Here is a 25,873-nt window from a genome sequence, read left to right on the forward strand (position 1 = left end):
GGCCCACAAACCGGGCCGGCCTGACGGCTCGACTCGAACAATCCGCTGCCCGCCGGTCAGGCCGCGGGCGCCGCGCCGGCGATCTTCGAAACCGGCTCGGTCAGATCGTCTGTGAGCAGCATGAACACCTGGTCGCCGTCCTGCAGGACGGTGGAGGCGGTCGGTAGGGCGCCGACACCGAAGCGCATGATGTAGGCCACCCGGGCGCCGGTCGCGTCCTCCAGGGCGCGGACCGGCCGGCTGATCCAGCCGGTGTGCACCGGTACCTCGACGATGGCCACGGTACTGGTCGGATCCCGCCAGACCTCGGTGTTGCCCCCGGGCAACACGTGGCGCAGCATCCGGTCCGCGGTCCACCGGACCGTGGCCACGGTCGGGATGCCGAGTCGCTCGTACACCTCGGCACGCTTCTGGTCGTAGATCCGGGCCACCACGCGCTGCACCCCGAACGTCTCCCGGGCCAGCCGCGCCGAGATGATGTTGGAGTTGTCCCCGCTCGACACGGCGGCAAACGCGTCCGCCCGCTCGATGCCGGCGGCGATCAGCACTTCCCGGTCAAAGCCGATGCCGGTGACGGTCAGCCCGGTGAAGTCCGGCCCGAGCCGGCGGAACGCGTCGGCATGGACGTCGATCACGGCAACCGAGTGGCCCTTGGCCTCGACGCTGTGTGCCAAGGTCGACCCGACCCGGCCACAGCCCATGATCACGATGTGCACTGGAAATGCCCTCCCGGCATCGGGGTGTTACGAAGCGGCACGGTACACGGTCGATGCACCCCCGCGTCGATCACCCACCCGACACGGCGAGCGCAACGGCCGTACCCTTGTCACTCGTGGCCACCCCCACTTCGCTGCTGAAGCGCCTGCTGATCGGACGGCCGTTCCGATCCGACCGGATGCAGCACACGCTGCTCCCGAAGCGCATCGCGCTGCCCGTTTTCGCCTCAGATGCCCTGTCGTCCGTGGCCTACGCGCCGGACGAGATCCTGCTGACGCTCTCGGTCGGCGGCGCCGCCTTCTACGCGTACTCGCCGTGGATCGCGCTGGGCGTGGTGGCGGTGATGTTGACCGTGGTGGCCAGTTACCGCCAGAACGTGCACGCGTACCCGTCGGGCGGCGGCGACTACGAGGTCGCCACGGTCAACCTGGGGCCCAAGTTCGGCCTGGTGGTGGCGAGCGCGCTCATGGTCGACTACGTGCTCACGGTGGCCGTGTCGGTCTCCTCCGGCGTGGAGAACCTGGGATCGGCCTGGCCGTTCGCCGCCGAGCACAAGGTCGAGTTCGCGGTCGGCGTGATCATCGTCCTGACCGCCATGAACCTGCGCGGTATCCGGGAGGCCGGTACCACTTTCGCCATCCCGACCTACGCCTTCATGTGCTCGATCCTGCTCATGGTCGGCGTCGGGCTGTTCCGGATCTTCATCCTCGGCAACCACCTGCAGGCGGAGAGCGCGCACATCGCCGTCCACCAGACGCACTCGATCGCCGGGTTGGCTCTCACCTTCCTGCTGGTACGCACGTTCGCCTCCGGCTGTACGGCGCTGACCGGAGTCGAGGCGATCTCCAACGGGGTACCGGCGTTCAAGAAGCCGAAGAGCAAGAACGCGGCCACCACCCTGCTGCTGCTGGGCAGCATCGCGATCACCATGCTCGTGGGCATCGTCGTGCTGGCCCGCCTGACCGGGCTGCGGATCGTGGACGTCACGGCGCAGAAGCTGCCCGCCGGGTACCAGCAGAAGACCGTGCCCGCCCAGTTGGCGCACGCCGTCTTCGGCGGCTTCACCCCGGCGTTCATCCTGGTCATCGCGACCACCACGCTGATCTTGGCGCTGGCCGCGAACACCGCCTTCAACGGCTTCCCGGTGCTCGGCTCGATCCTGGCCCAGGACCGGTACCTGCCCCGCCAGTTGCACACCCGCGGCGACCGGCTGGCGTTCAGCAACGGCATCCTGTTCCTGGCGACCTTCGCGATCATCCTGATCGTGGCGTTCGACGCCCAGTCCACCCGGTTGATCCAGCTCTACATCGTGGGCGTGTTCGTGTCGTTCACGCTGTCCCAGACCGGCATGTTGCGGCACTGGAACCGGTTGCTGCGCGTCGAGCGGGACCAGGCGATGCGGCGCCGGATGCTGCGCTCGCGCACGATCAACGGCATCGGCCTGGCCATGACCGGGTTCGTCCTGATCCTGGTCGTGGTCACGAAGTTCCTGGCCGGCGCGTGGATCTCGATCGCCATGATGTGCGTGATCTTCCTGGTCATGCTCGGTATCCGTAAGCACTACGACCACGTCGCGCAGGAGCTGGAACCGGCCGACGAGCGCCCGATGCTGCCCGCCCGCAACCAGGCGATCGTGCTGGTCAGCAAGGTGCACCTGCCCACCCTGCGGGCGCTGGCGTACGCGCAGGGCACCCGGCCGGACACGTTGACCGCGGTGACCGTGAACGTGGACGACGCGGACACCCGGGCGATCGAGGCGGACTGGGAGGCGCGCGGGATCCCGGTGCCGTTGACCGTGGTCGACTCGCCGTACCGGGAGATCACCGCGCCGATCATCGACTACGTCAAGTCGGTGCGCCGCGAGTCGCCGCGCGACGTGGTGACGGTGTTCATCCCGGAGTACGTGGTCGGCAAGTGGTGGGAGCACCTGCTGCACAACCAGAGCGCGTTGCGGCTCAAGGCGCGGCTGCTGTTCGAGCCCGGCGTGATGGTGGTGAGCGTCCCCTGGCAGCTGGAGTCCAGCCAGAACAAGAACCTCCGCCGGCTGGAGGGCGCGCACACCGCGCCGGTACGCGGCCCGCGGGCGGAGACCGGCCTGTCGGTACCCCCGCAGCCCACCACGCCGGCGTCCAGTGGCATGGTGCGGGCTGAATGACGCTCCCCGGCAAGCTCGACTCCCGTTCCGTCGACCCGGCCCGGCCGGTCGGCGACGAGGTGCTGGTCGGGGACCGGTTCGAGGTCGAGGTGGGCGCGGTCGCGCACGGCGGGCACTGCGTCGCCCGGGCGCCGGACGGCAGGGTCGTCTTCGTGCGGCACGCGCTGCCGGGTGAGCGGGTGACCGTGTCGGTCACCGAGGTGCTGCCCGGTTACCTGCGCGCGGACGCGGTGGAGATCCTGTCGGCCTCGCCGGACCGGGTGGAGCCGCCCTGCCCGTACGCCACGCCGGCCAAAGCGCCCCACGTGGGTCGCCACACTCCGGTCGCCCACTGCGGCGGGTGCGACTTCCAGCACGTGGCGCCGGCCGCCCAGCGCGAGCTGAAGGCCGCCGTCGTACGGGAGCAGTTGCTGCGGCTGGGCGGGCTGTCGCCGGCCGAGGTGGACGCGCTCGGGGTACGGGTCGAGGAGTTGCCCGGCGGGCCGCTCGGATGGCGTACCAGGGTGCGGTACACGGTCGACGCGAGCGGCCGGGCCGGCCTGCTCGCGCACCGGTCGAACGAGGTGGTCCCGGTGGACCGGTGCCTGATCGCGCACCCCGCCGTGCAGGACGCCCCGGTCACCGGGCAGCCGTGGCCGACCGACGACCGGGTCGAGGCGATCGCGGGAAGCGGCGGTGACGTCACGCTCGTCGGTTCGACCTCCGGCGTGGTGTCCGGTCCGGCCGAAGTGACCGAGCGGGCGGTGGGGCGGCGCTGGCGCCTCGGCGTGCAGGCGTTCTGGCAGGTGCACCCGGCCGCGCCGGACACGCTGGTGTCGGCCGTACTGGACCTGGTGCAGCCGGTCGCCGGCGAGCGCGCCTGGGACCTCTACGGCGGCGCCGGGCTGTTCGCCGCCGCGCTCGCGCCCCGGGTCGCCGAGGTGACGCTGGTGGAGTCCGACCGGGAGGCGATCACCGCGGCCCGGTCATCGCTCGCCGACCTGTCGAATGTCCACATTGTACGGTCCACAGTGGAGCGTTTTCGGCCGGCGGGCGACCCGGACGTGGTGGTGCTCGATCCGCCGCGCACCGGTGCCGGAGCGGCCGCGGTGCGCCTGGTGGCGGGCGCGTCACCGCGTGCGGTGGCGTACGTGGCGTGCGACCCGGCGGCGTTCGCCCGGGACGTGGCCACCTTCCGCGCCCGTGGGTTCCGGCTCGCGGCGCTGCGCGCGTTCGACGCCTTCCCGATGACCCACCACGTCGAGTGCGTCGGCCTGCTGCTCCCGGCCTGACCGTGCCGGCCCCGGGGCATGATTTCGGTGTCCGGATCGCGCTGTTCGTCGGGATGTTCAGTAAGCTGTTGGTGACCCGCGTCACCGGGCATTTCGCGCCGGATCGGAACGCGACCCGCGTGACCCGCCGCTCAGCTTGCCCGGCTCGCCCCGACCCGAGATCGCGATGTGTGGGGCTTGTGAATCTGAGCGCCGGTCTGGCAGCGGGGCGGCGATCTCCCGTTAGAGTGAGTGGTCATGAGCTCCTTTCCTGGTAACGATGCTGAGTTCCCGATGTTGGCCCGCATCACCGGACCGGGCGACCTGAAGGGGCTTACGCCGGCGGAGCTGGCGGTTCTGGCTGGTGAGGTGCGTGATTTCCTGGTCGCCAAGGTGTCGCGTACGGGCGGCCACCTGGGACCCAACCTGGGCGTGGTCGAGCTGACCCTGGCTCTGCACCGGGTGTTCGATTCGCCCACCGACCGCATCCTGTTCGACACCGGACATCAGGCTTATGTGCACAAGATGGTGACTGGTCGCCAGGAGGGCTTCGACCAGCTGCGCCGCCGCGGCGGGCTGTCCGGGTACCCGAGCCGCGCCGAGTCCGAGCACGACCAGATCGAGAATTCGCACGCCTCCACCGCCCTGTCCTACGCGGACGGGCTGGCGAAGGCGTTCGCGCTGCGTGGCGAGGGCCGGCACGTGGTCGCCGTGGTCGGCGACGGTGCGCTGACCGGCGGCATGTGCTGGGAGGCGCTGAACAACATCGCGGCCGCGCGTAACCCACTGGTGATCGTCGTCAACGACAACGGCCGCTCGTACGCGCCGACGATCGGCGGGCTGGCCGACCACCTGGCCGCGCTGCGCCTGAACCCCGGGTACGAGAAGGTGCTCGACCTGTTCAAGGACGCGCTCGGCCGGACGCCGCTGGTCGGCGCGCCGCTGTACGAGACGCTGCACGCGGTGAAGAAGGGGATCAAGGACGCGGTCGCGCCCCAGGCGATGTTCGAGGACCTGGGCATCAAGTACGTCGGCCCGGTCGACGGGCACGACATCGTGGCGGTGGAGTCCGCGCTGCGCCGGGCCAAGGGCTTCCGTGGCCCGGTGATCGTGCACGCGGTGACCCGCAAGGGCTACGGATACCAGCCGGCCGAGGACGACGAGGCGGACTGCCTGCACGGCCCGGGCGCCTTCGACGTCGAGACCGGCAAGCTGCTCGCCCCGCCCTCGCTCAAGTGGACCAGCGTGTTCGCCGACGAGCTGGTCGCGCTGGCCCATCGGCGGCCGGACATCGTCGGGATCACCGCGGCGATGGCCGAGCCGACCGGTATCGCGAAGCTGATGCGTACCTTCCCGGAGCGCGCCTTTGACGTCGGCATCGCCGAGCAGCACGCGGTGACCTCGGCGGCCGGCCTGGCCATGGGCGGGATGCACCCGATCGTCGCGGTGTACGCGACGTTCCTCAACCGGGCCTTCGACCAGGTGCTGCTGGACGTGGCCATGCACAAGCTGCCGGTCACGTTCGTGCTCGACCGGGCCGGCATCACCGGGCCGGACGGCCCCAGCCACTACGGCATCTGGGACATGGCCGCCTTCGGCGTCGTACCGGGGCTGCGCATCGCCGCGCCACGGGACGCCGCCACGCTCCGCGCCGAGCTGCGCGAGGCGGCCGAGGTGTCGGACGGCCCCACGATCGTTCGGTTCCCGACCGGCTCGGTGCCGGCGGACCTGCCCGCGATCGACCGGCGCGGACCGGTCGACATCCTGGCCCGGGGCCAGCGCCGGGACGTGCTGCTCGTCGCGGTCGGGGCGTTCGCGCACCTGGCCGTCGAGGCGGCCGGCCGGGTCGCCGGCCAGGGATACGACGTGACCGTGGCCGACCCGCGCTGGGTCCGCCCGATCCCCGCCGAGCTGGTCGAGCTGGCCGGGGAGCACCGGCTCGTGGTCAGCGTCGAGGACGGCGTGCGCACCGGCGGGGTCGGTGACGCGCTGGGACAGGCGATGCGCGATGCTCACGTCGCCGTACCGCTGTGCAACCTGGGCGTACCGGCAGACTGGCACCCGCACGGCACCCGGGCCGAGATCCTCACCGACCTGGGCCTGACCGCCCAGGACGTCGCCCGCACGGTGGTGGAGACCGTCTCCGGCTTGGAGCTGGCCGATACCACGCTGACGTCCACTCCGAACGGGGTGCGCGCCACGAACTGACACCTGGCCAGCCCGGGATTCAGCCGATCGGGGGCGGTTAGCCACCCGCCTCGGGGTACCTCCCATACGCGAAGGCTGCTCACATCGTTGGTGGTAAACGACGATGCCAGCCCTTCCGAGACGGGGTGGATCGGGGTGGCGGGTGGCAACGACGGTACTCATCGATCTCGGGGACGACTGGTCGGTCGGCGAGGAGACCGTCCGGCGCCGCTATCGGGGGCGCGGTTCCCGGTTCACGGTGGCCGGCGTGCTGGGCGTGCTCGTCCTGCTGCTGTCGGTGTCCGCCGCCGTACCCGGGCCGGTGTTCGTCCGGCTGGCCACGATCCCGGTGCACGGCCAGGTCACCATCGAGCCCGGGCCGGACGCCGCGTTCGTCGGCCAGCAGACGCTGGGCAGCCAGGAGGTAAGCCGGTACTCGATCTCCACCGGCCGCCGGCTGTGGCGCACCACGGTCTCTGACCCGCCGGAGAACCTGCGGTACGTGGCGGCCGCCGGGGTGCTCGCGGTCAGCACGTTCGAGCCGGTACCCAGCGGGTCCCGGCTCACCGTGCTGGACGGGGCCACCGGCCGGCCGCTGTGGAGCACTCCGGGGTACCCGCTGTGGTCCTGGCCGCCGGATCTTCCAGCGGAACGGGACCAGCTCGCGGTGATCCTGGTCGGCGACCCGGCCGGCGACCGGGACCTGAGGATGGTGCGCATCCGTACCGGCCAGGCGGTCTGGTCGCGGCCGTTGGCGGCCGGCTCTGAAGTGCAGCTCGCGGACTGGGCGCGGTCGGGCCGGCCGGACGTCCTGGTGATCGGGCCGGACGGGATGGCGACGGTACTGGCCCGCGGCAGCGGCGCGCTGCTCGGCACGAAACAGCTGGCCAGCCTGGCCCCCGACGGCCCGGCCGACCCGACCGGACAGACCAGCATGAACGTGGTCGGCGGATCGCTGATCGTGCAGCGGCGCGACGGCTCCAGCACGCTGCTGACCGACTATGCCCTGCCCGGCCTGGCCGAGCGGTGGCACCGCTCGGGGGAGTACTTCGGCTTTCCCGACGACTGCGGCCAGGTGCTCTGCATCGCCGAGCTGAACCGGCTCAGCGGGGTGGACCCGGGTACCGGACGGGTGCGGTGGACCGCGCCGGAGTGGCAGGGTGCCAGCCTCATCGGCGCGAACCAGCTGCTCGGGTACCGGGTCGGCGACATCCAACGCAGCGGGGTGCTGGACGCGGGTACCGGCCGGTTGCTGCGCGACCTGGGGGACTGGTCGCCGCTGGCCGCGTTCGGCACGTCTCGGCTGATGACCGAGCCGGACTCGTCGGACTACCGGTACACCTGGTTCGCGCGGTTGGATCCAGACAAGGCGGCTATCTATCCGGTCGCGCGGCTCGCCGAGGTCGGGCTCCAGGGCTGCCAGCCCGACAATGACCTGCTGTTCTGTACGACGTTGGAGAGCGATTTGGCGGTATGGCGGTATCCGGCATGATCGACCTTGGCGTACTGGGGCCGGGCAGCGAGCGTGCCCACCCGTTCCGCCGAAAGGCCGTCCGCCGTGGATCCCGGCTCGGCATCGTGTTGCTGATCGTCGCGCTCAGCCTCACGCTGTCCGGGGAACTGGGGCCGGCCTCGGCGAGGCTGCGGGTGCTCAGCTCGCTGCCGTTCGCGTCGGGCGCGCAGTATGTCATCGACGGCGACACGGCGTTCGTCGCCGCGGTGGGCCGGGGCGGCAACCGGGTGTCCGGGTACGACCTGGCCAGTGGGCGGCGGCTCTGGAGCACGACGGTCGCATCGCTGTCCACTCTGGTGAACCTTCAGGCGGCCGAGGGCGTCCTGGTGGCGACCATGTACGCGCCCGGGCTCGACGGGGACCACACGGTGGCGCTGGACGAGGCGAGTGGCCGGGTGCTGTGGCACGACCGGTACTCGATGGACATGCTGCTGCCGGCGGGTCGGGTGCTGCTGGCTCACTCGTACGCGGTGGACACCGGCCCGGTGGCCCGGCAGGGCGTGATGCTGTCCGAGCAGTTGGCGACCAGCGTCGAGGCGGTGGACCTGCGCAGCGGCCGGTCGGTGTGGACCTATGGCCTGGATGCCGGCTGCCAGCACGCGGCGACCGGCCAGCCGGCCTCGGGTACCCGGTTGGCTGTCCTGTGCCCGGGCGGCGACCTGCGGGTCGTCGACCTGATGACCGGACGTGTGCTGCGGTCGACCCGGGTACCGCCGCCGAAGTCCGGGACGAGCGGGGTCGAGTCGGCGGCGGCCGGCACGACCGGCTCCGGCGACGCCGGTTCGGCCGGTGCCGGTTCCGGCGATGCGGCGGACGAGACCGGCGGGGACGACAGCGGCGACAGCGGCGACGGGGACGATCGGGACACGCTGGGTATCGCTCCAGTGCTGTCCACGATCGGTGAGCGGCTGCTGGTGGGCTCCGACGGGAACGGCTCGATGCGAGTGATCGCGTACGACGCCGACACGCTCCGTACACTGTGGACGGTCACGGGTACGGGCACCACGTACGGCACGTACCCGTGCGCGCAACTGCTCTGCCTGTCCGACGATCGCGGGCTGACCGTACTCGACCCGGACAGCGGCAAGGAACGCTGGCACACGCCACAGCACGTGGCCGTGGAGGTGCCCGGTGCCGGGCCCGCCCCGCAGCTTCCCCCGGAACTGGCCGGCGACCTGCTGGTACAGCCGCTCGGCGCGGCCAGCGCGGGGATGGTCGCGGCCGGGGACGGCCGACCGCTGCTGTACCTCGACCGCTGGCAGTCGATCACCGGAGCGACCCGGCTGCCGCTGTTCGCCCGCTGGCCGGACGTGCCGGACGGGCGGGTCTGGTTCGGCATGCTGACCGGTGAGCCGCTGGCGCTGAGCACGATCGGCTTCGCCCCGGACGTCCTCAAGGGGCAGTGCCGGTCCTTCGGGGATTACCTGGTCTGCGAGACGCTCGTGGAGACGCTGAGGATCTGGCGTTATCAGCCCTGATGTTCGGATTCTGGTGCCCATCGACCCTTTCATGATCAACTTTACCCGAGCCCTGGGTGGTGGCGTTCTACGCTGTCCGGAGTGACGACTGGTCTGGGTCGTGGCGGGGCGCCCGACACGCCGAGCCAGACTGGTCGAAAGCCGGAGGTGGGGCGTGCGGGTACTGGTGATCGAGGACGAGCGGAACCTCGCGGATGCGATCGTGCGCGGGTTGCGGCGCGTGGGCATGGCCGTGGACGTCGCCTATGACGGGCGCTCCGGGCACGAGATGGCGTTCGTGACCCGGTACGACGTGATGGTCCTCGATCGGGACCTGCCTGGGATGCACGGCGACGAGATCTGCGCCGACCTGGTCAAGTCGGGGGCACTGACCAGGGTCCTGATGCTCACGGCCAGCGCCAGCGTGGCCGACCGGGTGGAGGGGCTCGGGCTGGGCGCGGACGACTACCTGTCCAAGCCGTTCGCTTTCGACGAGCTGGTGGCGCGGGTACGGGCGCTCGGCCGGCGGGCCACCCCACCGGCGCCGCCGGTACTGGCCGTGGGTGACCTGGTCCTCGACCAGGCCCGCCGGTCGGTCAACCGGGCCGGCCGCACACTGGAACTGACCCGCAAGGAATTCGGCATCCTGGAAGAGCTGATCAAGGCTCGGGGTGGCGTGGTGTCCAGCGAGGAACTGCTGGAACGGGTGTGGGACGCCAACGCCGACCCGTTCACCACGACGGTCCGGGTGACCGTGATGACGTTGCGCAAGAAGTTGGGCGACCCGCCGCTGATCGAGACGGTGGTCGGCGCGGGCTACCGGGTGACCGTGTCCGAACCGGAGTTGGCATGACGGTGTATGACGGCCGGCGCGAGCGCGGCCGGCTACGCCCCACGCTCCGGCTGCGGCTGACGCTGCTCAACGGGATCCTGCTGGTCGGCGCCGCGGCCCTGCTCGTACTGCTGGCCTGGCTGGTGGTGCACCAGGCGCTGCGCCCCTCCCACCTGCTCGCCGCCGGCAACCAGGTGGTGCTCGCCGACGGGCGGCGGCTGGACGCCCGGGTCTGGCAGCATGATCTGATCAACTCCGCTGAACGGGAGCTGCTGGTCAAGGGCCTGGTGGCGGTACTGGCGATCAGCGTGGTCGGGGTGGCCGGCGCGTACGTGGTGGCTGGCCGGGCGCTGCGCCCCTTGCACCGGGTCACCGCGACCGCGAGGCGGCTGTCCGGCGAGACACTGGACCAGCGCATCCGCTACGACGGCGCGGACGACGAGGTGGCCGAGCTGGCCGCGACCTTCGACGCGATGCTGGAGCGGCTGGCCGGGTCGTTCGAGAGCCAGAAACGGTTCGTCGCCAACGCGTCGCACGAGCTGCGTACGCCGCTGGCGGTGATGCGTACCGAGATCGACGTGACCATGTCCGACCCGGATGCCGATGTGGACGAGTACCGCCGGATGTCCACCGTGGTACGGGACGCGTCGGAGCGGGCCAACGCGCTGGTGGAGGCGCTACTGGTCCTGGCCCGTACCGAGGCTCAGGCGGGCCGGCGACTGGTCCGCAAGGTACCGGCCGACCTGTCCGCCGGAGTCTCGTCGGCGCTGTCGGCGGTGCAGGCGGAGACCGGTCGGCTCGGGCTGTCGGTCGAAACCGATCTGCGCCCGGCGCCGGTGGTCGGCGACCCCAGCCTGCTCGACCGGTTGGCCGGAAACCTGATCGAGAACGCGGTGCGCTACAACACGCTGCGCGGTCGGCTGTGGGTCCGCACGTACTCCGACGACGAGCACGCGACGCTGGTCGTCGGCAACACCGGCTTCGAGGTGGAGCAGGCCGACCTGCCGGGCCTGTTCGAGCCGTTCCGCCGCGGCGGCCGGGAGCGGACCGGGGTACGCGGCTCCGGGCTCGGGCTGTCCATCGTGCGGGCGGTGTGCGACGCGCACGGCGGTACGGTCACCGCCGTAGCGCTGGCCGGCGGCGGCCTGGAGGTGACCGTGACGCTGCCAGCGGCCGCGACGACTCCGGTGGTGGCGGCGTCGGCGAGCGTGCCGGCACGCTAGCGCCCCCGGGCGGGCTATCTTGATCGGGTGGCGAAACACTCGATCATCGTGGTGATGGGCGTGTCGGGCAGTGGCAAGTCCACCATCGGCGCCATGCTCGCCGGCGAACTCGGCTGGCAGTACGCCGAGGCCGACGACTTCCACCCGGTGGCCAACGTGGAGAAGATGGCCGCCGGCCACCCGCTCACCGACGAGGATCGCTGGCCCTGGCTGCACGCCATCGCCGGCTGGATCGACATCCAGATCACCGCGGCGGACCCGGCCGTGGTGAGCTGCTCGGCGCTCAAGCGGTCGTACCGTGACCTGCTGCGCCGTCCGCAGGTCAAATTCGTGTACCTGCAGGGCACCCGCGACCTGATCAAGGGCCGGCTGACCGCCCGGCACGGGCACTTCTTCCGGGCCGAACTGCTCGACAGCCAGTTCGCCGACCTGGAGGAGCCGGCCCCCGACGAGAACGTCCTCACGGTCACCATCGGCGGCACCCCCCGGCAGGTGGTGGACGAGATCACTGCCGGCCTGAACGACGACATCACCGGCGACTAGTCTGGGTCGTCGCGCGGCGCCAGACGCGCCGAGTCAGACCAGTCGAGTTGACCGCTAAACGCGTCGCACCCGCGCTCCGGGTGTGCGAGCGTGACGCAATGACCGCTTCCGTACGCAACATCACGTTCGACTGCGCGGATCCGTGGGCGCTGTCCGGGTTCTGGCAGGAGGTCACCGGGTACCCCCGGCATCCGGAGGACGCCCCGGGCGACGACGAGATCTCGCTCGTCGCGCCGGACGGGGCCGGGCCGGGGCTGCTGTTCATCCGGGTACCGGAGGGCAAGTCCGTGAAGAACCGGCTGCACCTCGATCTCCAGCCGGGTACCGGTCGCGACCAGGAGACGGACCGGCTCATCGCGCTCGGCGCGACGGTCTTCGAGGACCACCGGCTGCCGGACGGCCGGGGCTGGGTCACGCTGGCCGATCCGGAGGGCAACGAGTTCTGCGTCGAGCGCTCGGCAGCCGAGCGGGCCGCGACGGCCCCTCCCACTCCGCAGCGGGCTGCCGCCCCCGAGGCGGCACAGCAGTCGGTCGCGCTGGAGGAACCCGCGGCCGAGCCGCCGATGCCGTAGGTCCTGTCCTGCCGATCATTCGCCGGCCTGAGACGGCGACGGGCGCCTCGACCGTTCGGTCGGGGCGCCCGTGGCGCGGTCGTGCGTGATCAGGCCGGGAGGCTCGCCACCCCGGGTGGCAGGAACCGCGGCTGGGCGTACCCGGCGCGGTCCAGGTACGGCGTGACCCCACCGAGGTGGAACGGCCAACCGGCACCAAGGATCATGCACAGGTCGATGTCCTGCGCCTCGGCGACCACGCCCTCGTCGAGCATCAGCCGGACCTCCTGAGCCAGTGCGGTCAGGGCCCGGTCGCGTACCTGCTCGGCGGTCAGTGCCGTGTCGCCGATCTTCAGCAGCGCGGCGACCTCCGGATCGATGGCGCCGTCCCGGTCGGTCAGCGGCTTGCCGGCCTCGACGATGCGCCCCAGGTTCTCGCTGACTCCGAACCGGTCCGGGAACGCCTCGTGCAGCGTCTCGCCGACGTGCAGCGCGACCGCCGGGCCAACCATGGTCAGGAGGGCCAGCGGCCGCATCGGCAGGCCGAGCGGGTCGAGCGCCTGGTTGGCCACGTCCAGCGGGGTACCCGCGTCGATCGCCCCGAGGATCTCCCCGAGGAACCGGGTCAGCAGCCGGTTGACCACGAAGGACGGCGCGTCCTTGACCAGTACGCAGGACTTGCGCAGCTGCTTGCCGACCGCGAACGCGGTGGCGAGCGTGGCGTCGTCGGTCTTCGCCGCGCGGACGATCTCCAGCAGCGGCATCACCGACACCGGGTTGAAGAAGTGGAACCCGACGACCCGCTCCGGGTGCTCCAGGTGCTCCGCCATGGCGGTGACCGACAGCGAAGAGGTGTTGGTCGCGAGGACGCACTCCGGCGACACGATCTTCTCGACCTCGGCCCAGACCTGCTTCTTCACGTCCAGGTTCTCGAACACGGCCTCGATGACCAGATCCGCGTCGGCGAAGCCGGCCTTGTCCACGTCGCCGGTCACCAGCCCGCGCAGCTTGGCCGCCTTGCCGGGGTTGAGCCGGCCCTTGTTGGCCAGCTTCTCGATCTCCTGGTGGACGTAGGCCACGCCCTTGTCGACCCGGGCCTGGTCGAGGTCGGTCAGCACGACCGGTACTTCCATCCGGCGGGCGAACAACAGCGCGATCTGCCCGGCCATCAGGCCGGCGCCGACGATGCCCACCTTGGTGACCTCCCGGGCGAGCCCCGGGCTCGGCGCGCCGGCCGGCCGCTTCGCGCGCCGCTGCACCAGATCGAAGGCGTACAGCGAGGCACGCTGCTCATTGGTCATCAGGAGGTCGGCGAGCGCCTGGTCCTCTGCCGCCGTACCGTCGGCGAAGTCCTCGGTCTTGGCGAGCGCGAGCAGGTCCAGCGCCCGGTACGGCGCCGGTGGCCCGCCGTGCAGCCGCTCGTCGAGCTGCTGCCGGGCGAACCCGAGTACGGCGTCCCACATCTCGCTGCGGTCGACCTCGGGCCGCTCTACCGACGTCTGTCCACTCACCACAGACGCGGCCCACTCCAGCGAGCGCTCCAGGAAATCGGCCGGCTCGAACAGCTCGTCGAAGATGCCCAGCTCGCGCGCCTCGGCGGGACGCAGCATCTTGTTCATCTGCAACGGGTTCTGCACGATCACCTGCGCCGCCCCGATCACCCCGATCAGGTTCGGCAGCAGCTGGGTGCCGCCCCAGCCGGGGATCAGGCCCAGCGAGACCTCGGGCAGCGCGATCGCCGCCGCACCGCCGGAGACCGTGCGGTAGTGGCAGTGCAGCGCCAGCTCCAGGCCGCCGCCCATGGCCGCGCCGTTGACGAACGCGAACGTCGGTACCGTGGAGTCCTTCAGCCGGCGGAGGATGCGGTGCCCCTCCTGCCCGATGGCCACGGCCTGGTCCTTCGAGGTGATCAGGGCCATGCCGGTGACGTCGGCGCCGACCGAGAACACGTACGGCTTGCCGGTCACCGCGATGAACGCCGGGTCGGCGGCGAGCGCCTCGGTGATGGCGGCGTCCAGGCTGGCTAACCCGGCCGGCCCGAAGCTGTTTGGCTTCTTGTAGTCCAGGCCGTTGTCCAGTGTGATCAGCGCGGCCGGCTTGGCCAGGCCGGGCACGTTCACCTGGCGCAGCAGGGCCTTCGTGACGACCTCGGACGCGAAATCGGGCGTGCTCACTTCTGCCCCTCCCAGTGCGGGTTCTCCCAGATCACCGTGCCGCCCATGCCGATGCCGATGCACATCGCGGTGAGCCCGTAGCGCACCTCGGGATGCTCGGCGAACTCGCGGGCCAGTTGAGTCATCAGCCTGACCCCGGAGGAGGCCAGCGGGTGCCCGATCGCGATCGCGCCACCCCACGGGTTGACCCGCTCGTCGTCGTCCGCGATGCCGAAGTGGTCGAGGAACGCCAGCACCTGTACCGCGAACGCCTCGTTGAGCTCGAACAGCCCAATGTCCTCAATGGACAGTCCGGCCAGCCGCAGGGCCTTCTCGGTGGACGGGATCGGCCCGTACCCCATGACCTCGGGCTCGACGCCGACGAACCCGTAGCTGACCAGCCGCATGGACACCGGCAGCCCCAGCTCGGTGGCCACGTCCTCGGCGGCCAGCAGGCAGGCGGTCGCGCCGTCGTTGAGCCCGGCGGCGTTTCCGGCGGTGACCCGGCCGTGCGGGCGGAATGGAGTCTTCAGCGTGGCGAGCTTCTCCAGGCTGGTGTCGCGGGGGGCCTCGTCCACGGTCGCCAGCGACCAGCCGGTCTCCGGGTCGCGGGTCGCGATCGACACCAGGTCGGGCTGGAGCTTGCCGTTCGCGTACGCCTTGGCGGTCTTCTGCTGGCTGGCCAGCGAGAACCGGTCGACCCGCTCCTTGGTGATGGTCGGCTCGCGGTCGTGCAGGTTTTCCGCGGTCGAGCCCATCACGAGCGCGGACGGATCGACCAGCTTCTCCGCGAGGATCCGAGGATTGGGGTCGACGCCCTCGCCCATCGGGTGCCGACCCATGTGCTCGACGCCGCCGGCGATGGCGATGTCGTAGGCGCCGATCGCGATGGAGGAGGAGACCGTGGTGACCGCGGTCATGGCGCCGGCGCACATCCGGTCGATCGCGTAGCCCGGCACGGACTTGGGCAGTCCGGCCAGCAACGCGGCGGTGCGGCCGATGGTCAGGCCCTGGTCGCCGATCTGGGTGGTGGCGGCGATGGCCACCTCGTCGACCCGCTCGGGTGGCAGGCCGGGATTGCGGCGCAGCAGTTCCCGGATGCAGCGGATGACGAGGTCATCGGCGCGGGTGTCGGCGTACATGCCGCCGGCCTTGCCGAACGGTGTGCGTACGCCGTCAACGAAGACGACGTCGCGAACGGTCCTCGGTCGCGAATGCTGCCGTGGGGCTTCGCCGGGCGACCGGGAGTCAGTGGAGCCGGGCACGGGGGCCTCCTGGAAGAGACGGTGTCGGAACTGATGCTACTCGCGAGTAACTATGCGCCGGACACCGACCGGCTGTGCACCGGGTCACTCCGCACAGCGGGTCGGCGGCGTTACTCTCCGCGTCGCTCCAGCCGGCTCTTCCGCCTCAGCCGGTCCGTTGCCTCAGGCCGCTCTTGTGCCACGGCCGCTCTTTTGGCCTCAGCCGCCCTCCGCCTCGGCCGGTGGCAGCGGGCTCGGTGGGACCGGCAGGGCTCCGGTGAGCGCCGCCGCGGTCAGCTCGATCTGCCACTGACGCGCTCCGTGGCCGGCCAGTACTGCCCGTACCGCCGGCTCGTCGGCCGGATCCGGCGGGTCCCAGGCCAGCCTGCGGATCGTGTCCGGGGTGAGCAGGTTTTCCGGCGGGAGCGTGTGTGCCGTGGCCAGCTTGCTGACCGCCTCTCGGCAGCGGGCGAGCCGGGCCGCGGCGGCCGGGTCGCGCTCGGCCCACCGGTGCGGTGGCGGCGGGCCCTCGCTGGGTGGGGTCACCGGCAACTCGTCGCTGCGCAGGTTGCGTGCCTGGTCGAGGGCGTCCAGCCAGACCCGGGCCATCCGGCGGATGGAACGGCCGCCGTAGCCGGGCAGGGCCAGCAACTCCCGCTCGTCCTTCGGGTCCGCCTCGGCGGCCGCGATGATCGCGGCATCCGGCAGTACCCGGCCCGGGGCGCTGTCCCGCCGTGAGGCCACCCCGTCGCGGGCATACCAGAGCGCCCGTACCCGGGCCAGGGCGCGCGGCCCGCGTACCCGGTGGATGCCCGACGTGCGCCGCCACGGATCCGGCCGCGGGCGGTGCGGCTGCCCGCCGTGCGCGACCAGCGAGGCGAACTCCTCGGCGGCCCACTCGGCCTTGCCCTGCCGAGCGAGTTCGGCGGCGAGCAGGTCGCGGAGATCGACGAGCAGTTCGACGTCCAGCGCGGCATAGGTCAGCCAGGACTGCGGAAGCGGCCGGTTTGACCAGTCCGCCGCCGAGTGGTGCTTCTCCAGGGTGTACCCGAGTAGCTGTTCGGTCAGTGCCGCCAAGCCGACCCGCTCGTATCCGGCCAGCCGAGCCGCCAATTCGGTGTCGAACAACCGCTCCGGTACCAGGCCGATCTCCGCGAGGCAGGGCAGGTCCTGACTGGCGGCGTGCAGGATCCACTCCGCGTCCTCGATCGCCTTGCCGAGCACCGAGAGGTCGCCGAACGGGATCGGATCGACCAGCGCGGTACCGGCGCCGGCCCGGCGCAACTGCACCAGGTAGGCCCGGTGGGTGTACCGGTAGCCGGAGGCTCGCTCGGCGTCCACCGCCACCGGTCCGGTACCCGCCGCGAAACGTGCCACGACCTCGGCCAACTCTGCCTGGGTCGTCACCGGATCGGGGGTACCGTCACGTGGCTCGGTTAGCGGGACGGCCTCTTCGACCCCATCGCGTGCGCCCGAACCGAGGGCATCGTCCGCCGCTGTCGACGGTGGCCGGTCCGGAGCGCTTTCGCTAGGTACGGGATGATTTCCGCTGTGCCGGTCCCGACTCTTCATGTCCCGGGAACGCCCAGGTGTTTCGTCGGTCACCTATCCAACTTACGGTGCGCCCGGCACGGTCTGTTCACAGCCTGGTCCGGCGCGCCGATTCGCCGCGAAGCTGATACCGATCGACGGGCAGCAAGATCGTCGTTGAAACGGTAGTTTGCTGCGTGCTGTGTGCGGTCACGGGGTAGCAACGGGACGCTACCGTGGGCCGTACGTCTAAGGGGAGGGCGTGCGCTCATGACCGCTGGGGTTGACCCCACTGCTTCCACCCCGGAGCCGGATCCGTCGACGGAGAAGCTGTCGGCGCCGGCCGGATGGATGCCGCCGCAACGGGCGGAACCGTCGCGGCCCGGACCGAACCCGCCGACCATGTCGCCCCCGCCGCCTGTCCCCCCGGGGCCTTCGATGCCGCCGGCGGCGCCCAGCCGGGTCGTGCCGGGACAGCCGGCGAACCAGCCGGTGCCGAGTCAGGCGGTGCCGGGCCAGCCGGTGCCGAACCAGGCTGTGCTGAGCCAGGCTGTGCTGAGCCAGGGGGTGCCGAACCAGCCGCAGCCGACGCTGGGCCAGCGCCCGATCAACCAACCCGCGTCCGGCCAGCCCACTTATGGCCAGACCACTTTCGGCCAGCCTCCTCATGGCCAGGCTGCCCATGGTCAGCCCGCTTATGGTCAGACCGCCGCCCAGCCACCGAGCGACCGGCCCGCGTCCGCCGTCCCGTATTCGGGCGGTGCGCCGTACCAGCCGGTCTCCGCACCGGCGAACCCCGGGCCATATCCGGAGCCGTTCCGGCCCGCCCGCGCCTCACACCGCCACTCGGTGCTCGGCGTGCTCCTGGTCGTGCTGTTCCTGGTCGCCGGCGGCGAGGGCTTCTACGTGTACGACCTGAACAACCGGCTCGACACGGCGAACCGGCACATCGCCGCGGACGCTGCCAACGAGTCCAAGACCGACAACGAGCTACAGACCCGGATCAAGGCGCTGGAGAAGGCGACCGCCGGTTCGCTCGACTCGACGGCGGTGGCCACCGCTGTGCTCCCGAGCGTGTTCCGGGTCGACGCCGGTGACTTCACCGGTACCGCGTTCGCCGTGGGCAAGGCGCCCAGCGGCGGCGGTACCGATCTGCTGACCAATTACCACGTCGTCCGGTCGATCTACGAAAAGGGAACCAGGGACGCCGCGCTGGAGCGGGACGGGCAGCGGTTCCCCGTGAAGATCATCCAGGTGGATACCACGAACGACCTTGCCTTGCTGGAATCCACCGAGAACTTCCACCGGCTGAGCACGGCCGCCGCGCAGGTCGAGCCCGGATCGCCGATCGTCGTGGTCGGCGCGCCGCTCGGGCTGGCCCAATCGGTGACGACGGGTGTGGTCAGCGCGGTACGCAACGATTTCCCGGGCGAGGGCGGGAAGACCTTCATCCAGTTCGACGCGCCGATCAATCCGGGTAACTCGGGTGGCCCGGTCGTCAATGCCCAGAAGCAGGTCGTCGGGATCGCGGCCGAGAAGGCGCAGGACGCCGAGGGCATTGGTCTGGCCATCCCGATCTCCGTGGCCTGCCACTCCTTCACTGTCTGTTGATCGCGGAAGTACCACCCGCTGCCGGAGGTCCGGCGGTGGTCGACCTGGAGGAACAATGTCGTACCCCGGAAACGAACCGGATGGCAGCAGACCTGCCGACGGTACGTCCCCGCCCGCACAGGCACACCCGACCGAGCCGACCCACCCGAGTCCGGCTCCCTGGACGGCCGGCCCCTCACCGACCGGGCCGTCCGCGCCAGCCGAAGCGACCGCACCCACCGGTCTGACCGTGCCCGCCCCGGCCCAGCCTTCGGGCCCGGCCGACCCCACCGTGTCGATCTCGGCCGGCCCCACGGCACCGGCGGGGCCGCCGGTGCCCGGCCCACCCGTACCGACCCAGCAGATTCCGGCCCAACCCGGCCCCGGGTACGGCGACACGTTCGGGTACTCGCCGGGCGCCGCCCCGGTATCCGGGCCCGGCGCGATCCCCGGGTACCCGCCGACCTCTGCCGTACCGATGGCGAGCGCCCCGCCCAGCTCCGGAGCCGGGTACCCGTCCGCGTTCGGCCAGCCCGGGTACGGTCAGCCGCCGGCCCAGCGGGGCAAGGCGCTACCGGTGCTCGCCGGCCTGGTGGTCCTGTTCGTCATCGCGACCGGTGTGCTGGCCGGCCTGTTCGTGGCGAAGAATTCGGCGTACAACAAGCAGTCCGCGACCCTGCGGGCCCGCAACGCGACGATCGCCGCCCAGACCAAGCAGTTGGGCATCGACAGCTCGCAACTCAAGTCCCTCCAGGACCAGCTCGACGACGAGACCCAGAAGGCCAGCGGTTCGCAGAACCAGGTCGACGAACTGAATCACGAGAAGCAGGTCATCTCGCAGTGCCTGGACCTGTCCGGCCAGGCCGTCGACGCGGCGGAGCGGGGCGACAAGACCACGGCCAACAAGCTGTTGGCCCAGGCCGAGCCGATCTGCAACGAGGCCGACAACTACCTGAACTGATCGCGTTCGGCGCGTGGTGCGGCCGGCTGCTCAGGCGCCGGGGGCGGCCGGCCACGCCAGCGCGGTGACACCCGGGGGCGGCAGGCCGGCGGTCGAGGAGAGCAGCGTGAACCATGCCGCGCAGTGGCCGCCGAGGTCGGCCGAAAGCGGAGTCCAGGACGCGCGGATTTCCAGGTCGGCGCTGCTCGGTGGCCCGGCGAGATCCCCGAACCGGGTCGACGTGGTCTGGGTGACGGTGCCGCCGATGGCGGTGTAATCGGCACCGTGCGCCGCCAGTGCGTCGGTCAACCAGCTCCAGCCCACCGCCGGCAGCAGAGGATCGCTGGCCAGCTCCGGCTCCAGCTCAGCCGTGACGTAGGTGACCAGTCGCAGCGTGCCGTCCCACGCGTCCTGCCCGGCCGGGTCGTGGAGCAGCACCAGCCGGCCGGTCGCCACCTCGTCACCGGCGCGGCTGACCGTCCCGGAAAAGGCATGCGCGTAGGGCGCCAGCCTGGTGGGGGCGGTGAGATCCTCAAGGACGATCTCCGGTCGCGCCGCGACTGCCCGCAACGTCTCGACGGCGTGCGCGAACGTCTCTGGAAGTACGGACGAGGGCGCCATGTTCGCAGCCTATTGCGGGTACCGGTGTGGGGGCCGCCACGGCGCGCCGATCACTGTGCGGTACGCATGAGATGATGGCTCGCGATGAGCGATACGAGCCGTGAACCGTCCGTTTTTGTCCGCGCCTGTCATGGTGAATCCGTTCCGCATCTTCCCGTGTGGTTCATGCGCCAAGCTGGGCGTTCGCTCCCGGAATACCGGAGCATCCGGGCGGACATACCGATGCTGGAGGCGTTGCGGCGACCGGACCTCATCCGCGAAATCACGTTGCAACCGGTGCGGCGGCACGGCGTCGACGCGGCCATCCTGTTCAGCGACATCGTAGTGCCACTCGCCGCTGCCGGCATCGATCTTGACCTCAAGCCCGGTGTCGGGCCGGTGATCGCAGAGCCGATCCGGGACCCGGCCGCCGTCGCGGCAGTGCCGGTACTCGAGCCGGCCCAGGTGGACTTCGTCGCCGAGGCGGTCGGGCTGCTGGTCGAGGAGCTCTCCGGTACCCCGTTGATCGGTTTTGCCGGCGCACCGTTCACGCTGGCCAGCTACCTGATCGAGGGCGGGCCGTCGCGCACGTACGAGCGGACCAAGGCACTGATGCACGGTGCGCCCGACGTGTGGCACGCGCTGTGCTCCCGGCTCGCCGACATCACGCTGACGTTCGTGCGGGTACAGGTAGCGGCCGGGGTATCCGCCGTGCAGCTGTTCGACTCCTGGGCGGGCGCGCTGTCCGAGGCCGACTACCGACGGTACGTGATGCCGCACTCCGCGACGGTACTGTCCGGGCTCGCCGAGTCGGGCGTGCCCCGGATCCACTTCGGCGTGGGTACTGGGCACATGCTGCCGGCGATGGCGGAGGCCGGGGCGGACGTGGTGGGTGTGGACTGGCGTACCCCGCTGGACACGGCCGCCGCACTGCTCGGACCGAACTTCGCCGTGCAGGGCAACCTCGACCCGGCGGTGCTGTTCGCGCCGTGGCCGGTCGTCGAGGCGGAGGTGCGCCGGATCGTGGCTGAGGGCCGGGCGGCGCACGGGCACGTGTTCAATCTCGGTCACGGGGTGCTTCCGGACACTGACCCGGAGGTACTGACCCGGGTGGTGGCTCTGGTGCACGAGGTGTCTGCCGCCTGAGCGCAGCCGGAGCCGGTTTGTGGCGGAGGCGAGCACAGGCTCACGCTGCATTGCCTGAGCGGAGCCGGAGCCGGTTTGTGGCGGAGGCGAGAGCACGGGCCCGAGCGTTGCCGAATAACGGCTCACACCGGCGGCCGTGATGTCAGGCCCGGCCGGTAGCCTGTCCGGCGTGGACGGGGCTCGATGGTCGTCAGCGGGGGCGTATCGACGTCAGTGGTGGCTTCGCCGCACCGCGCTCGGCGAGGCCACCGCCGTGCTGCGGACTTCCGGCACGGTCCTGGTCCGGCACTGGCCGGCGCTGCTGACGCTGACCTTCGCCGGAATCGCCGCGCGCAGCTTCCTGACCTGGGTCGGGGTGGAGGCGAGCAAAGTCAACGCGACGCTCGGCTTCTTCCCCTTGGTGCTGTTGCCGATCGCGACGTTGACCCCCCTCGTACTGATGATGTGGGTCGTCCGCGACTCGCTGCCCTGGCTGTCCGCCGTCAAGCGGGCGCGTACCGACGCCGCACGCGCCGGCGGCCTGCCGCACCCGCCGCGGGCGTCGATGCTCGACTATCTGGGTAGCGTGCTCATCCCGTTCCTGCCCCTCTACGCCGAGCACGGCTACCTCAAGTCCGACGTGGCCAACTTCAGCTACGCGATACTCAGCGACGAAGTCTTCGCCAGCGGGAAGATCTTTGACGGCACGGCGAACGTGGGGGCCCGGTTGCCGCTCTCGTTCACCACGTCGATGGTCGTGGTGTTCGCTTGCGCGGTCGTGATCCGCTGGGCGCTGAGCAAGTGGCGGATCGCCAGGTGGTTGCGCTTCCCCGGTCTCCTCGGCGCGTACGTCGAGGTGATCTGGATCTTTATGCTTGCCATGCTGGCCGCCAGGAAGAAGAACGACGGAGTGACCTGGCTCGAGGATCGGCGCGTGGTGCACGGGCTGACCGCTGGATTCTCGGACGTCGTGGACCGGCTCGGGCCGCTCTCCGGCCTGATACACACCGTGCTCTCCGCCGCGAGTGAGCTGGTCGGCTCCGCCGATACGGTGATCGTGGTACCGGTGGCGTGGCTCACGGTCGGTGCCGTGGTCTACGGGTTCGAGTTCACGTCGCCCACCCGACTCGCGCTCAACCCCCTGGAAACCGAGGGCGGGCAGTCGTCGATCGTGCCGCGTCTGCTGCGGCGGATCGTCGCCGAGCTGAGCGAGAATTTCCGGGAGAGGTTCGGCCCCCTGGCGCGGGGACTGCGCCTGCTGGTCCGAACCGGTCTGCGCCCGATGTTGTTGTTCTGCGTGGCCTTCGTGATCGTCGACTCGACCTCGACCTGGTTGTGGGAGGTCGAGCGTCCGCTGATCGGCCCGCACAACATCATCCAGTTCTGGATGCCGCTGTCCGACGCGCTGTCCGCGCTCAACGACGGGGTGGCTCAGACGCTGACGGTGGTGTTGCTCGGAGCCGCCGTCGATCGCGTGCTACGGGCGCAGGAGGATGGGTCGCTCCTGGCAAGTCTGACGAGTGCCGTTCCGGTTGCGATGTACCCGGCGGTCGCCGGCAGCACCGGGGTACCGGTGCCGGGCGCGGCTTCGGTCACGGCTACCGCCTCGGTCGCCGCGGCAGCCCCTGTCACCGCGAACGCGCTCGCCGGTCCCGCCGCGCATGCGGTGGCCCGGGCCGCTGTGACGGCGGCCGGCGCGGATCCGGCCGTTCCCGGAGCGCCGGTCGCCTCCGCTGCATCGACCGCCTCGGGTGTGCCGGTTGCTGCGGGTGTGCCGCATGCCTCCGGGGTACCGATCGGTTTGAGCGCGCCGCCGGGTTCGGTCGCGCCGCTTGGTTCGGGCGCGACTGCGCTGCAGTCGGTTCCGCTCGGGGCGCCGCCGGTCGTGCCCGGGCCGCAGTCGGTCCCGTCCGGATCGCCGCCGGTCGTGTCCGCAGCGCAGGCCACGCAGTGGGCCCCCCAGTGGGCCCCGCCGGCTCAGGGCGTTTTCCCTCAGGGCGCCGCCCCGCCGGCTCAGGGCGCCGCCCCGCAGGCTCAGGGCGCCGGCCCGCCGGCTCAGGGCGCCGTCGCGTCGGCTCTGGGCGCTGCCCCTCAGGGCACCGCCGCGGCGCCGTGGTCGCCGCAGTCGCAGGCCGCTCCGGCCTCGCCGGCGGGAGCGGCCACGGTCGGGTCGCCCGTCGGCGGTACGGCCGGTCCCGTCGGGCCCGACGGGTCAGGCGACTCGCCGACCATGGAGCGGCCGTTCGTCGACCCCCCGTTCGTCGACCCCCCGTTCGTCGACCCCCCGTTCGTCGACCCCCCGTTCGTCGACCCCCCGTTCGTCGACCCCCCGTTCGTCGACCCCCCGTTCGTCGACCCCCCGACCGTCGAGCAGCCGCACGTGGCGCCGCCGCGACAATAGGGTCCTGTCCTGCCGATCTTGTTCCGGGTCGGCAAGCGCGCCGCGCGGCGGGGCTCGACACGGGCCGGCGAATGATCGGCAGAATCTACGGCGGGGTCAGCCGGGCGTAGTCGGGCAGCTTCGTCTTCGCGACGACCCGAAGCGCCACCGGATGAGCCTCGCGCGGCAGCAGGAAGTAGGCCACCGTCTGGTACTTGGCCGACTTGTCGTCCGGATCCTCGGGCGTGCAGTAATCGAACGGCGCATCGAGGTCCTTGAGATCATCGGGCCCCGGGGAGAAGGTCTTGCCATCGGCCGTCTCCAGCGAGACGGTGCAGAGTGAGAGTTTCACGCCGTGCGGGACGTCGAAGTCGACGGTCGCCTTCCATGCCTGGGTACCGGCCGGGATCGCGACCGGGTCTCCGAGGAAGTCCTGAGGGCCGGTGTCCGCCGCGAGCCGAGTCAGTCGCATCCGCGCACCGTCGTACGCCACCCAACTCCCTGGCGTGCCGGAGACCGGCTGGCGGGGTTCGGCTTTCCAGTACATGCGGTATCCGGTTTTGACCGGCGAGTACAGCGCCAGCGCCAGCGCGGGTACCAGCAGCAGAAGCCCCCACCGGTTGCGCCGCCACCATCCGGGATTCACTGGACCACCTCGGGAGGCGCGACCGTGGCCGCCGTGGTGGTCGCCTTCCACTGCTGTGCTGTCCCGGTGCTGATTCCCAGTGGTATGTCGGCCATGGCATCCATCCGGAAGTCGTCGAACAGCCCGGGCGAGGCGAGCCGGATCGACAACTGGGGCACGACGGCCACCGGTACCTCGAAGGCGACCTCGCCGGCCACGGGTACCCCCGGTTGCAGCATGCGCCCACCGTCGACGAACGGCTGGTGGAACCGCGTACTGGCAAGGTAGGTGCGGCCTTCGGCATCCTGTACCGCGGCGTAGGTGACCGCCACCGGCTCGTTCGCCGCGACCAGCCGGATCCGTACGAGTACCCAGACCCCGCTGGTGTCGTGCGTCGGGCTGGCGGCGATGTTTGGATCGGGGTCCTCGATGACGGCGGCCCCGCGGACGGACAGCACGCTCGCGTCGAAGGTGCGCACGTCGACGGGCTTGCCGATGCTCCCGGTGTGAATAAACGGCTTCTGTTGGGTGTCGGTGTCGGGGACGTGGTCGGTGATCACCTCGCCGACCGCGAGGGCGACGATGACCGCGGCCGCGGCCCCCAGCCGCCGGACGATCGGCCGGTGGACCTGACGCCTGCGGTGGCTGCGTATCGGCCGGTGCTCGTCGTCCTGCCGATCCGGAGGTGTGGCGGTGTCTACCGGTGGCGCCTGGCCGGGCGCCGGCCAGGGTGCCTGCTGATCGGGGTTCCCTGGGCCGGCAGGCCAGGCCGCCGTCCCGACTGTGACCGCAGCGGCCGTCGCGGGCATGGCCGGCGCAGGGATCTGTGTGGGCGTCGCGAAGACGGGCGCGGCGGCTTGCGCCGACGCGTGCGCGATGGCGGAACCCTGTGCGGTGGCGGGACCCTGTGCGGTGGCCGGACCGTGCGTGGTGGCCGGGCCTTGCCCGGTCGCGGGACCGTGCCCGATGGCTTGGGCGGGCGCCGTGGGTGTCGCGGGCGCCGTGGGTGCTGCGGGTGCTGCCGCCAGACCGGACGTTCGGGCCGGCGCCATCGAGGGGGTTGTGGCTTGCACCACTGGGGCTGTTGCGTGCACCACTGGGGCTGTTGCGTGCACCGGTGGGGCTGTGGCTTGCACCGGTTGGGCCGTGGCTTGCCCCAGTGGTACAGACGCCGTGGGTTGACCCGGCAGCATGGGCTGACTTGGCGCTGTCGGTTGCCCCGGCAACGTCGGTTGTCCCAGCGGTTGACCTGACTGCA

General features: G+C 71.2%; 20 protein-coding genes. 13 read left to right on the plus strand and 7 right to left on the minus strand.

The features are described 5' to 3' along the window. Nucleotides 1–56: 56 nt before the first annotated feature. The gene (locus Raf01_RS09870; protein WP_203917473.1) at nt 57–716 is read right to left on the minus strand and encodes a potassium channel family protein; all 660 of its coding nucleotides are present in this window, start codon (nt 714–716) and stop codon (nt 57–59) included. Between the two features lie 116 nt (nt 717–832). On the opposite strand from Raf01_RS09870, the gene Raf01_RS09875 reads away from it, so the two are divergent. The 9 genes from Raf01_RS09875 to Raf01_RS09915 all read left to right on the plus strand — a co-directional run bounded on the left by Raf01_RS09875 (nt 833) and on the right by Raf01_RS09915 (nt 12,449). Next, nucleotides 833–2,872 carry an APC family permease gene (locus tag Raf01_RS09875; RefSeq protein WP_239133496.1) on the plus strand — a complete coding sequence of 680 codons (2,040 nt, stop codon included), beginning with the start codon at nt 833–835 and terminating at the stop codon, nt 2,870–2,872. Then, nucleotides 2,869–4,143 (plus strand): class I SAM-dependent RNA methyltransferase, encoded by a 1,275-nt coding sequence (locus Raf01_RS09880; RefSeq protein ID WP_203917475.1) that lies wholly within the window; start codon nt 2,869–2,871, stop codon nt 4,141–4,143. The genes Raf01_RS09875 and Raf01_RS09880 overlap by 4 nt, the downstream gene beginning before the upstream one ends. Before the next feature lie 237 nt (nt 4,144–4,380). Further along, complete coding sequence (gene dxs / locus Raf01_RS09885) at nt 4,381–6,330, plus strand: 1-deoxy-D-xylulose-5-phosphate synthase (RefSeq protein WP_203917476.1); 1,950 nt, start codon at nt 4,381–4,383, stop codon at nt 6,328–6,330. A 142-nt stretch (nt 6,331–6,472) separates the two neighbouring features. Beyond that, on the plus strand, nt 6,473–7,801 hold the full coding sequence (locus Raf01_RS09890) for an outer membrane protein assembly factor BamB family protein (protein ID WP_203917477.1): 1,329 nt from the start codon (nt 6,473–6,475) through the stop codon (nt 7,799–7,801). Continuing rightward, nucleotides 7,798–9,300 carry an outer membrane protein assembly factor BamB family protein gene (locus tag Raf01_RS09895; RefSeq protein WP_203917478.1) on the plus strand — a complete coding sequence of 501 codons (1,503 nt, stop codon included), beginning with the start codon at nt 7,798–7,800 and terminating at the stop codon, nt 9,298–9,300. The genes Raf01_RS09890 and Raf01_RS09895 overlap by 4 nt, the downstream gene beginning before the upstream one ends. A 154-nt stretch (nt 9,301–9,454) precedes the next feature. Continuing rightward, nucleotides 9,455–10,132, plus strand: a complete 678-nt coding sequence (locus Raf01_RS09900) for a response regulator transcription factor (protein WP_203917479.1) — start codon at nt 9,455–9,457, stop codon at nt 10,130–10,132. After that, nucleotides 10,129–11,334: a sensor histidine kinase gene (locus Raf01_RS09905; protein WP_203917480.1), complete on the plus strand. Its 1,206-nt coding sequence runs from the start codon at nt 10,129–10,131 to the stop codon at nt 11,332–11,334. Before Raf01_RS09900 ends, Raf01_RS09905 begins: the two co-directional genes overlap by 4 nt. 27 nt (nt 11,335–11,361) lie before the next feature. Further along, nucleotides 11,362–11,877, plus strand: coding sequence for a gluconokinase (locus Raf01_RS09910; protein WP_239133497.1), 516 nt, complete (start codon nt 11,362–11,364; stop codon nt 11,875–11,877). Nucleotides 11,878–11,975: 98 nt separating this feature from the next. After that, nucleotides 11,976–12,449 (plus strand): VOC family protein, encoded by a 474-nt coding sequence (locus tag Raf01_RS09915; protein WP_203917481.1) that lies wholly within the window; start codon nt 11,976–11,978, stop codon nt 12,447–12,449. An 89-nt stretch (nt 12,450–12,538) separates the two neighbouring features. On the opposite strand, the gene Raf01_RS09920 is transcribed toward Raf01_RS09915, so the two are convergent. From Raf01_RS09920 to Raf01_RS09930, 3 genes are all read right to left on the minus strand, one after another. Next, complete coding sequence (locus Raf01_RS09920) at nt 12,539–14,602, minus strand: 3-hydroxyacyl-CoA dehydrogenase NAD-binding domain-containing protein (RefSeq protein ID WP_203917482.1); 2,064 nt, start codon at nt 14,600–14,602, stop codon at nt 12,539–12,541. Continuing rightward, complete coding sequence (locus Raf01_RS09925) at nt 14,599–15,846, minus strand: thiolase family protein (RefSeq protein ID WP_203917483.1); 1,248 nt, start codon at nt 15,844–15,846, stop codon at nt 14,599–14,601. The genes Raf01_RS09920 and Raf01_RS09925 overlap by 4 nt, the downstream gene beginning before the upstream one ends. A gap of 198 nt (nt 15,847–16,044) precedes the next feature. Continuing rightward, nucleotides 16,045–17,430, minus strand: coding sequence for an HRDC domain-containing protein (locus Raf01_RS09930; RefSeq protein ID WP_239133498.1), 1,386 nt, complete (start codon nt 17,428–17,430; stop codon nt 16,045–16,047). A gap of 363 nt (nt 17,431–17,793) precedes the next feature. On the opposite strand from Raf01_RS09930, the gene Raf01_RS09935 reads away from it, so the two are divergent. Together Raf01_RS09935 and Raf01_RS09940 are read left to right on the plus strand one after the other, a co-directional pair. Then, nucleotides 17,794–18,966 carry a S1C family serine protease gene (locus Raf01_RS09935; RefSeq protein ID WP_203917484.1) on the plus strand — a complete coding sequence of 391 codons (1,173 nt, stop codon included), beginning with the start codon at nt 17,794–17,796 and terminating at the stop codon, nt 18,964–18,966. Between the two features lie 55 nt (nt 18,967–19,021). Then, nucleotides 19,022–19,906 (plus strand): PilN family protein, encoded by an 885-nt coding sequence (locus Raf01_RS09940; RefSeq protein ID WP_203917485.1) that lies wholly within the window; start codon nt 19,022–19,024, stop codon nt 19,904–19,906. Between the two features lie 30 nt (nt 19,907–19,936). Here the strand turns inward: Raf01_RS09940 and Raf01_RS09945 are convergent, their stop codons facing one another. Then, a complete protein-coding gene (locus Raf01_RS09945) occupies nt 19,937–20,506 on the minus strand; it encodes a DUF3000 domain-containing protein (RefSeq protein WP_203917486.1) in 570 nt (189 codons plus the stop codon). A gap of 84 nt (nt 20,507–20,590) precedes the next feature. Between Raf01_RS09945 and hemE the strand changes: the two genes are divergently transcribed. Both hemE and Raf01_RS09955 read left to right on the plus strand, forming a co-directional pair. After that, nucleotides 20,591–21,631 (plus strand): uroporphyrinogen decarboxylase, encoded by a 1,041-nt coding sequence (hemE, locus tag Raf01_RS09950; protein ID WP_203917487.1) that lies wholly within the window; start codon nt 20,591–20,593, stop codon nt 21,629–21,631. 169 nt (nt 21,632–21,800) lie between these two features. After that, complete coding sequence (locus Raf01_RS09955) at nt 21,801–24,011, plus strand: hypothetical protein (RefSeq protein ID WP_203917488.1); 2,211 nt, start codon at nt 21,801–21,803, stop codon at nt 24,009–24,011. A gap of 85 nt (nt 24,012–24,096) precedes the next feature. Here Raf01_RS09955 and Raf01_RS09960 read toward each other — a convergent pair whose 3' ends face one another. Together Raf01_RS09960 and Raf01_RS09965 are read right to left on the minus strand one after the other, a co-directional pair. Next, the gene (locus tag Raf01_RS09960) at nt 24,097–24,636 is read right to left on the minus strand and encodes a hypothetical protein (RefSeq protein ID WP_203917489.1); all 540 of its coding nucleotides are present in this window, start codon (nt 24,634–24,636) and stop codon (nt 24,097–24,099) included. Beyond that, complete coding sequence (locus Raf01_RS09965; RefSeq protein WP_203917490.1) at nt 24,633–25,667, minus strand: hypothetical protein; 1,035 nt, start codon at nt 25,665–25,667, stop codon at nt 24,633–24,635. Before Raf01_RS09965 ends, Raf01_RS09960 begins: the two co-directional genes overlap by 4 nt. Between the last annotated feature and the right edge of the window lie 206 nt (nt 25,668–25,873).

The sequence above is a fragment of the Rugosimonospora africana genome, from assembly GCF_016862975.1.
GTDB classification, from domain to species: domain Bacteria; phylum Actinomycetota; class Actinomycetes; order Mycobacteriales; family Micromonosporaceae; genus Rugosimonospora; species Rugosimonospora africana.

Excerpts from the sequence above, each read along its gene's own strand:
- Raf01_RS09880 (WP_203917475.1), top strand. The coding sequence starts at position 2,869 with ATGACGCTCCCCGGCAAGCTCGACTCCCGTTCCGTCGACCCGGCCCGG.
- dxs (WP_203917476.1), top strand. The coding sequence starts at position 4,381 with ATGAGCTCCTTTCCTGGTAACGATGCTGAGTTCCCGATGTTGGCCCGC.
- Raf01_RS09895 (WP_203917478.1), top strand. The coding sequence starts at position 7,798 with ATGATCGACCTTGGCGTACTGGGGCCGGGCAGCGAGCGTGCCCACCCG.
- Raf01_RS09905 (WP_203917480.1), top strand. The coding sequence starts at position 10,129 with ATGACGGTGTATGACGGCCGGCGCGAGCGCGGCCGGCTACGCCCCACG.
- Raf01_RS09915 (WP_203917481.1), top strand. The coding sequence starts at position 11,976 with ATGACCGCTTCCGTACGCAACATCACGTTCGACTGCGCGGATCCGTGG.
- Raf01_RS09935 (WP_203917484.1), top strand. The coding sequence starts at position 17,794 with ATGCCGCCGGCGGCGCCCAGCCGGGTCGTGCCGGGACAGCCGGCGAAC.
- Raf01_RS09940 (WP_203917485.1), top strand. The coding sequence starts at position 19,022 with ATGTCGTACCCCGGAAACGAACCGGATGGCAGCAGACCTGCCGACGGT.
- Raf01_RS09945 (WP_203917486.1), bottom strand. The coding sequence starts at position 20,506 with ATGGCGCCCTCGTCCGTACTTCCAGAGACGTTCGCGCACGCCGTCGAG.
- hemE (WP_203917487.1), top strand. The coding sequence starts at position 20,591 with ATGAGCGATACGAGCCGTGAACCGTCCGTTTTTGTCCGCGCCTGTCAT.
- Raf01_RS09965 (WP_203917490.1), bottom strand. The coding sequence starts at position 25,667 with ATGGCGCCGGCCCGAACGTCCGGTCTGGCGGCAGCACCCGCAGCACCC.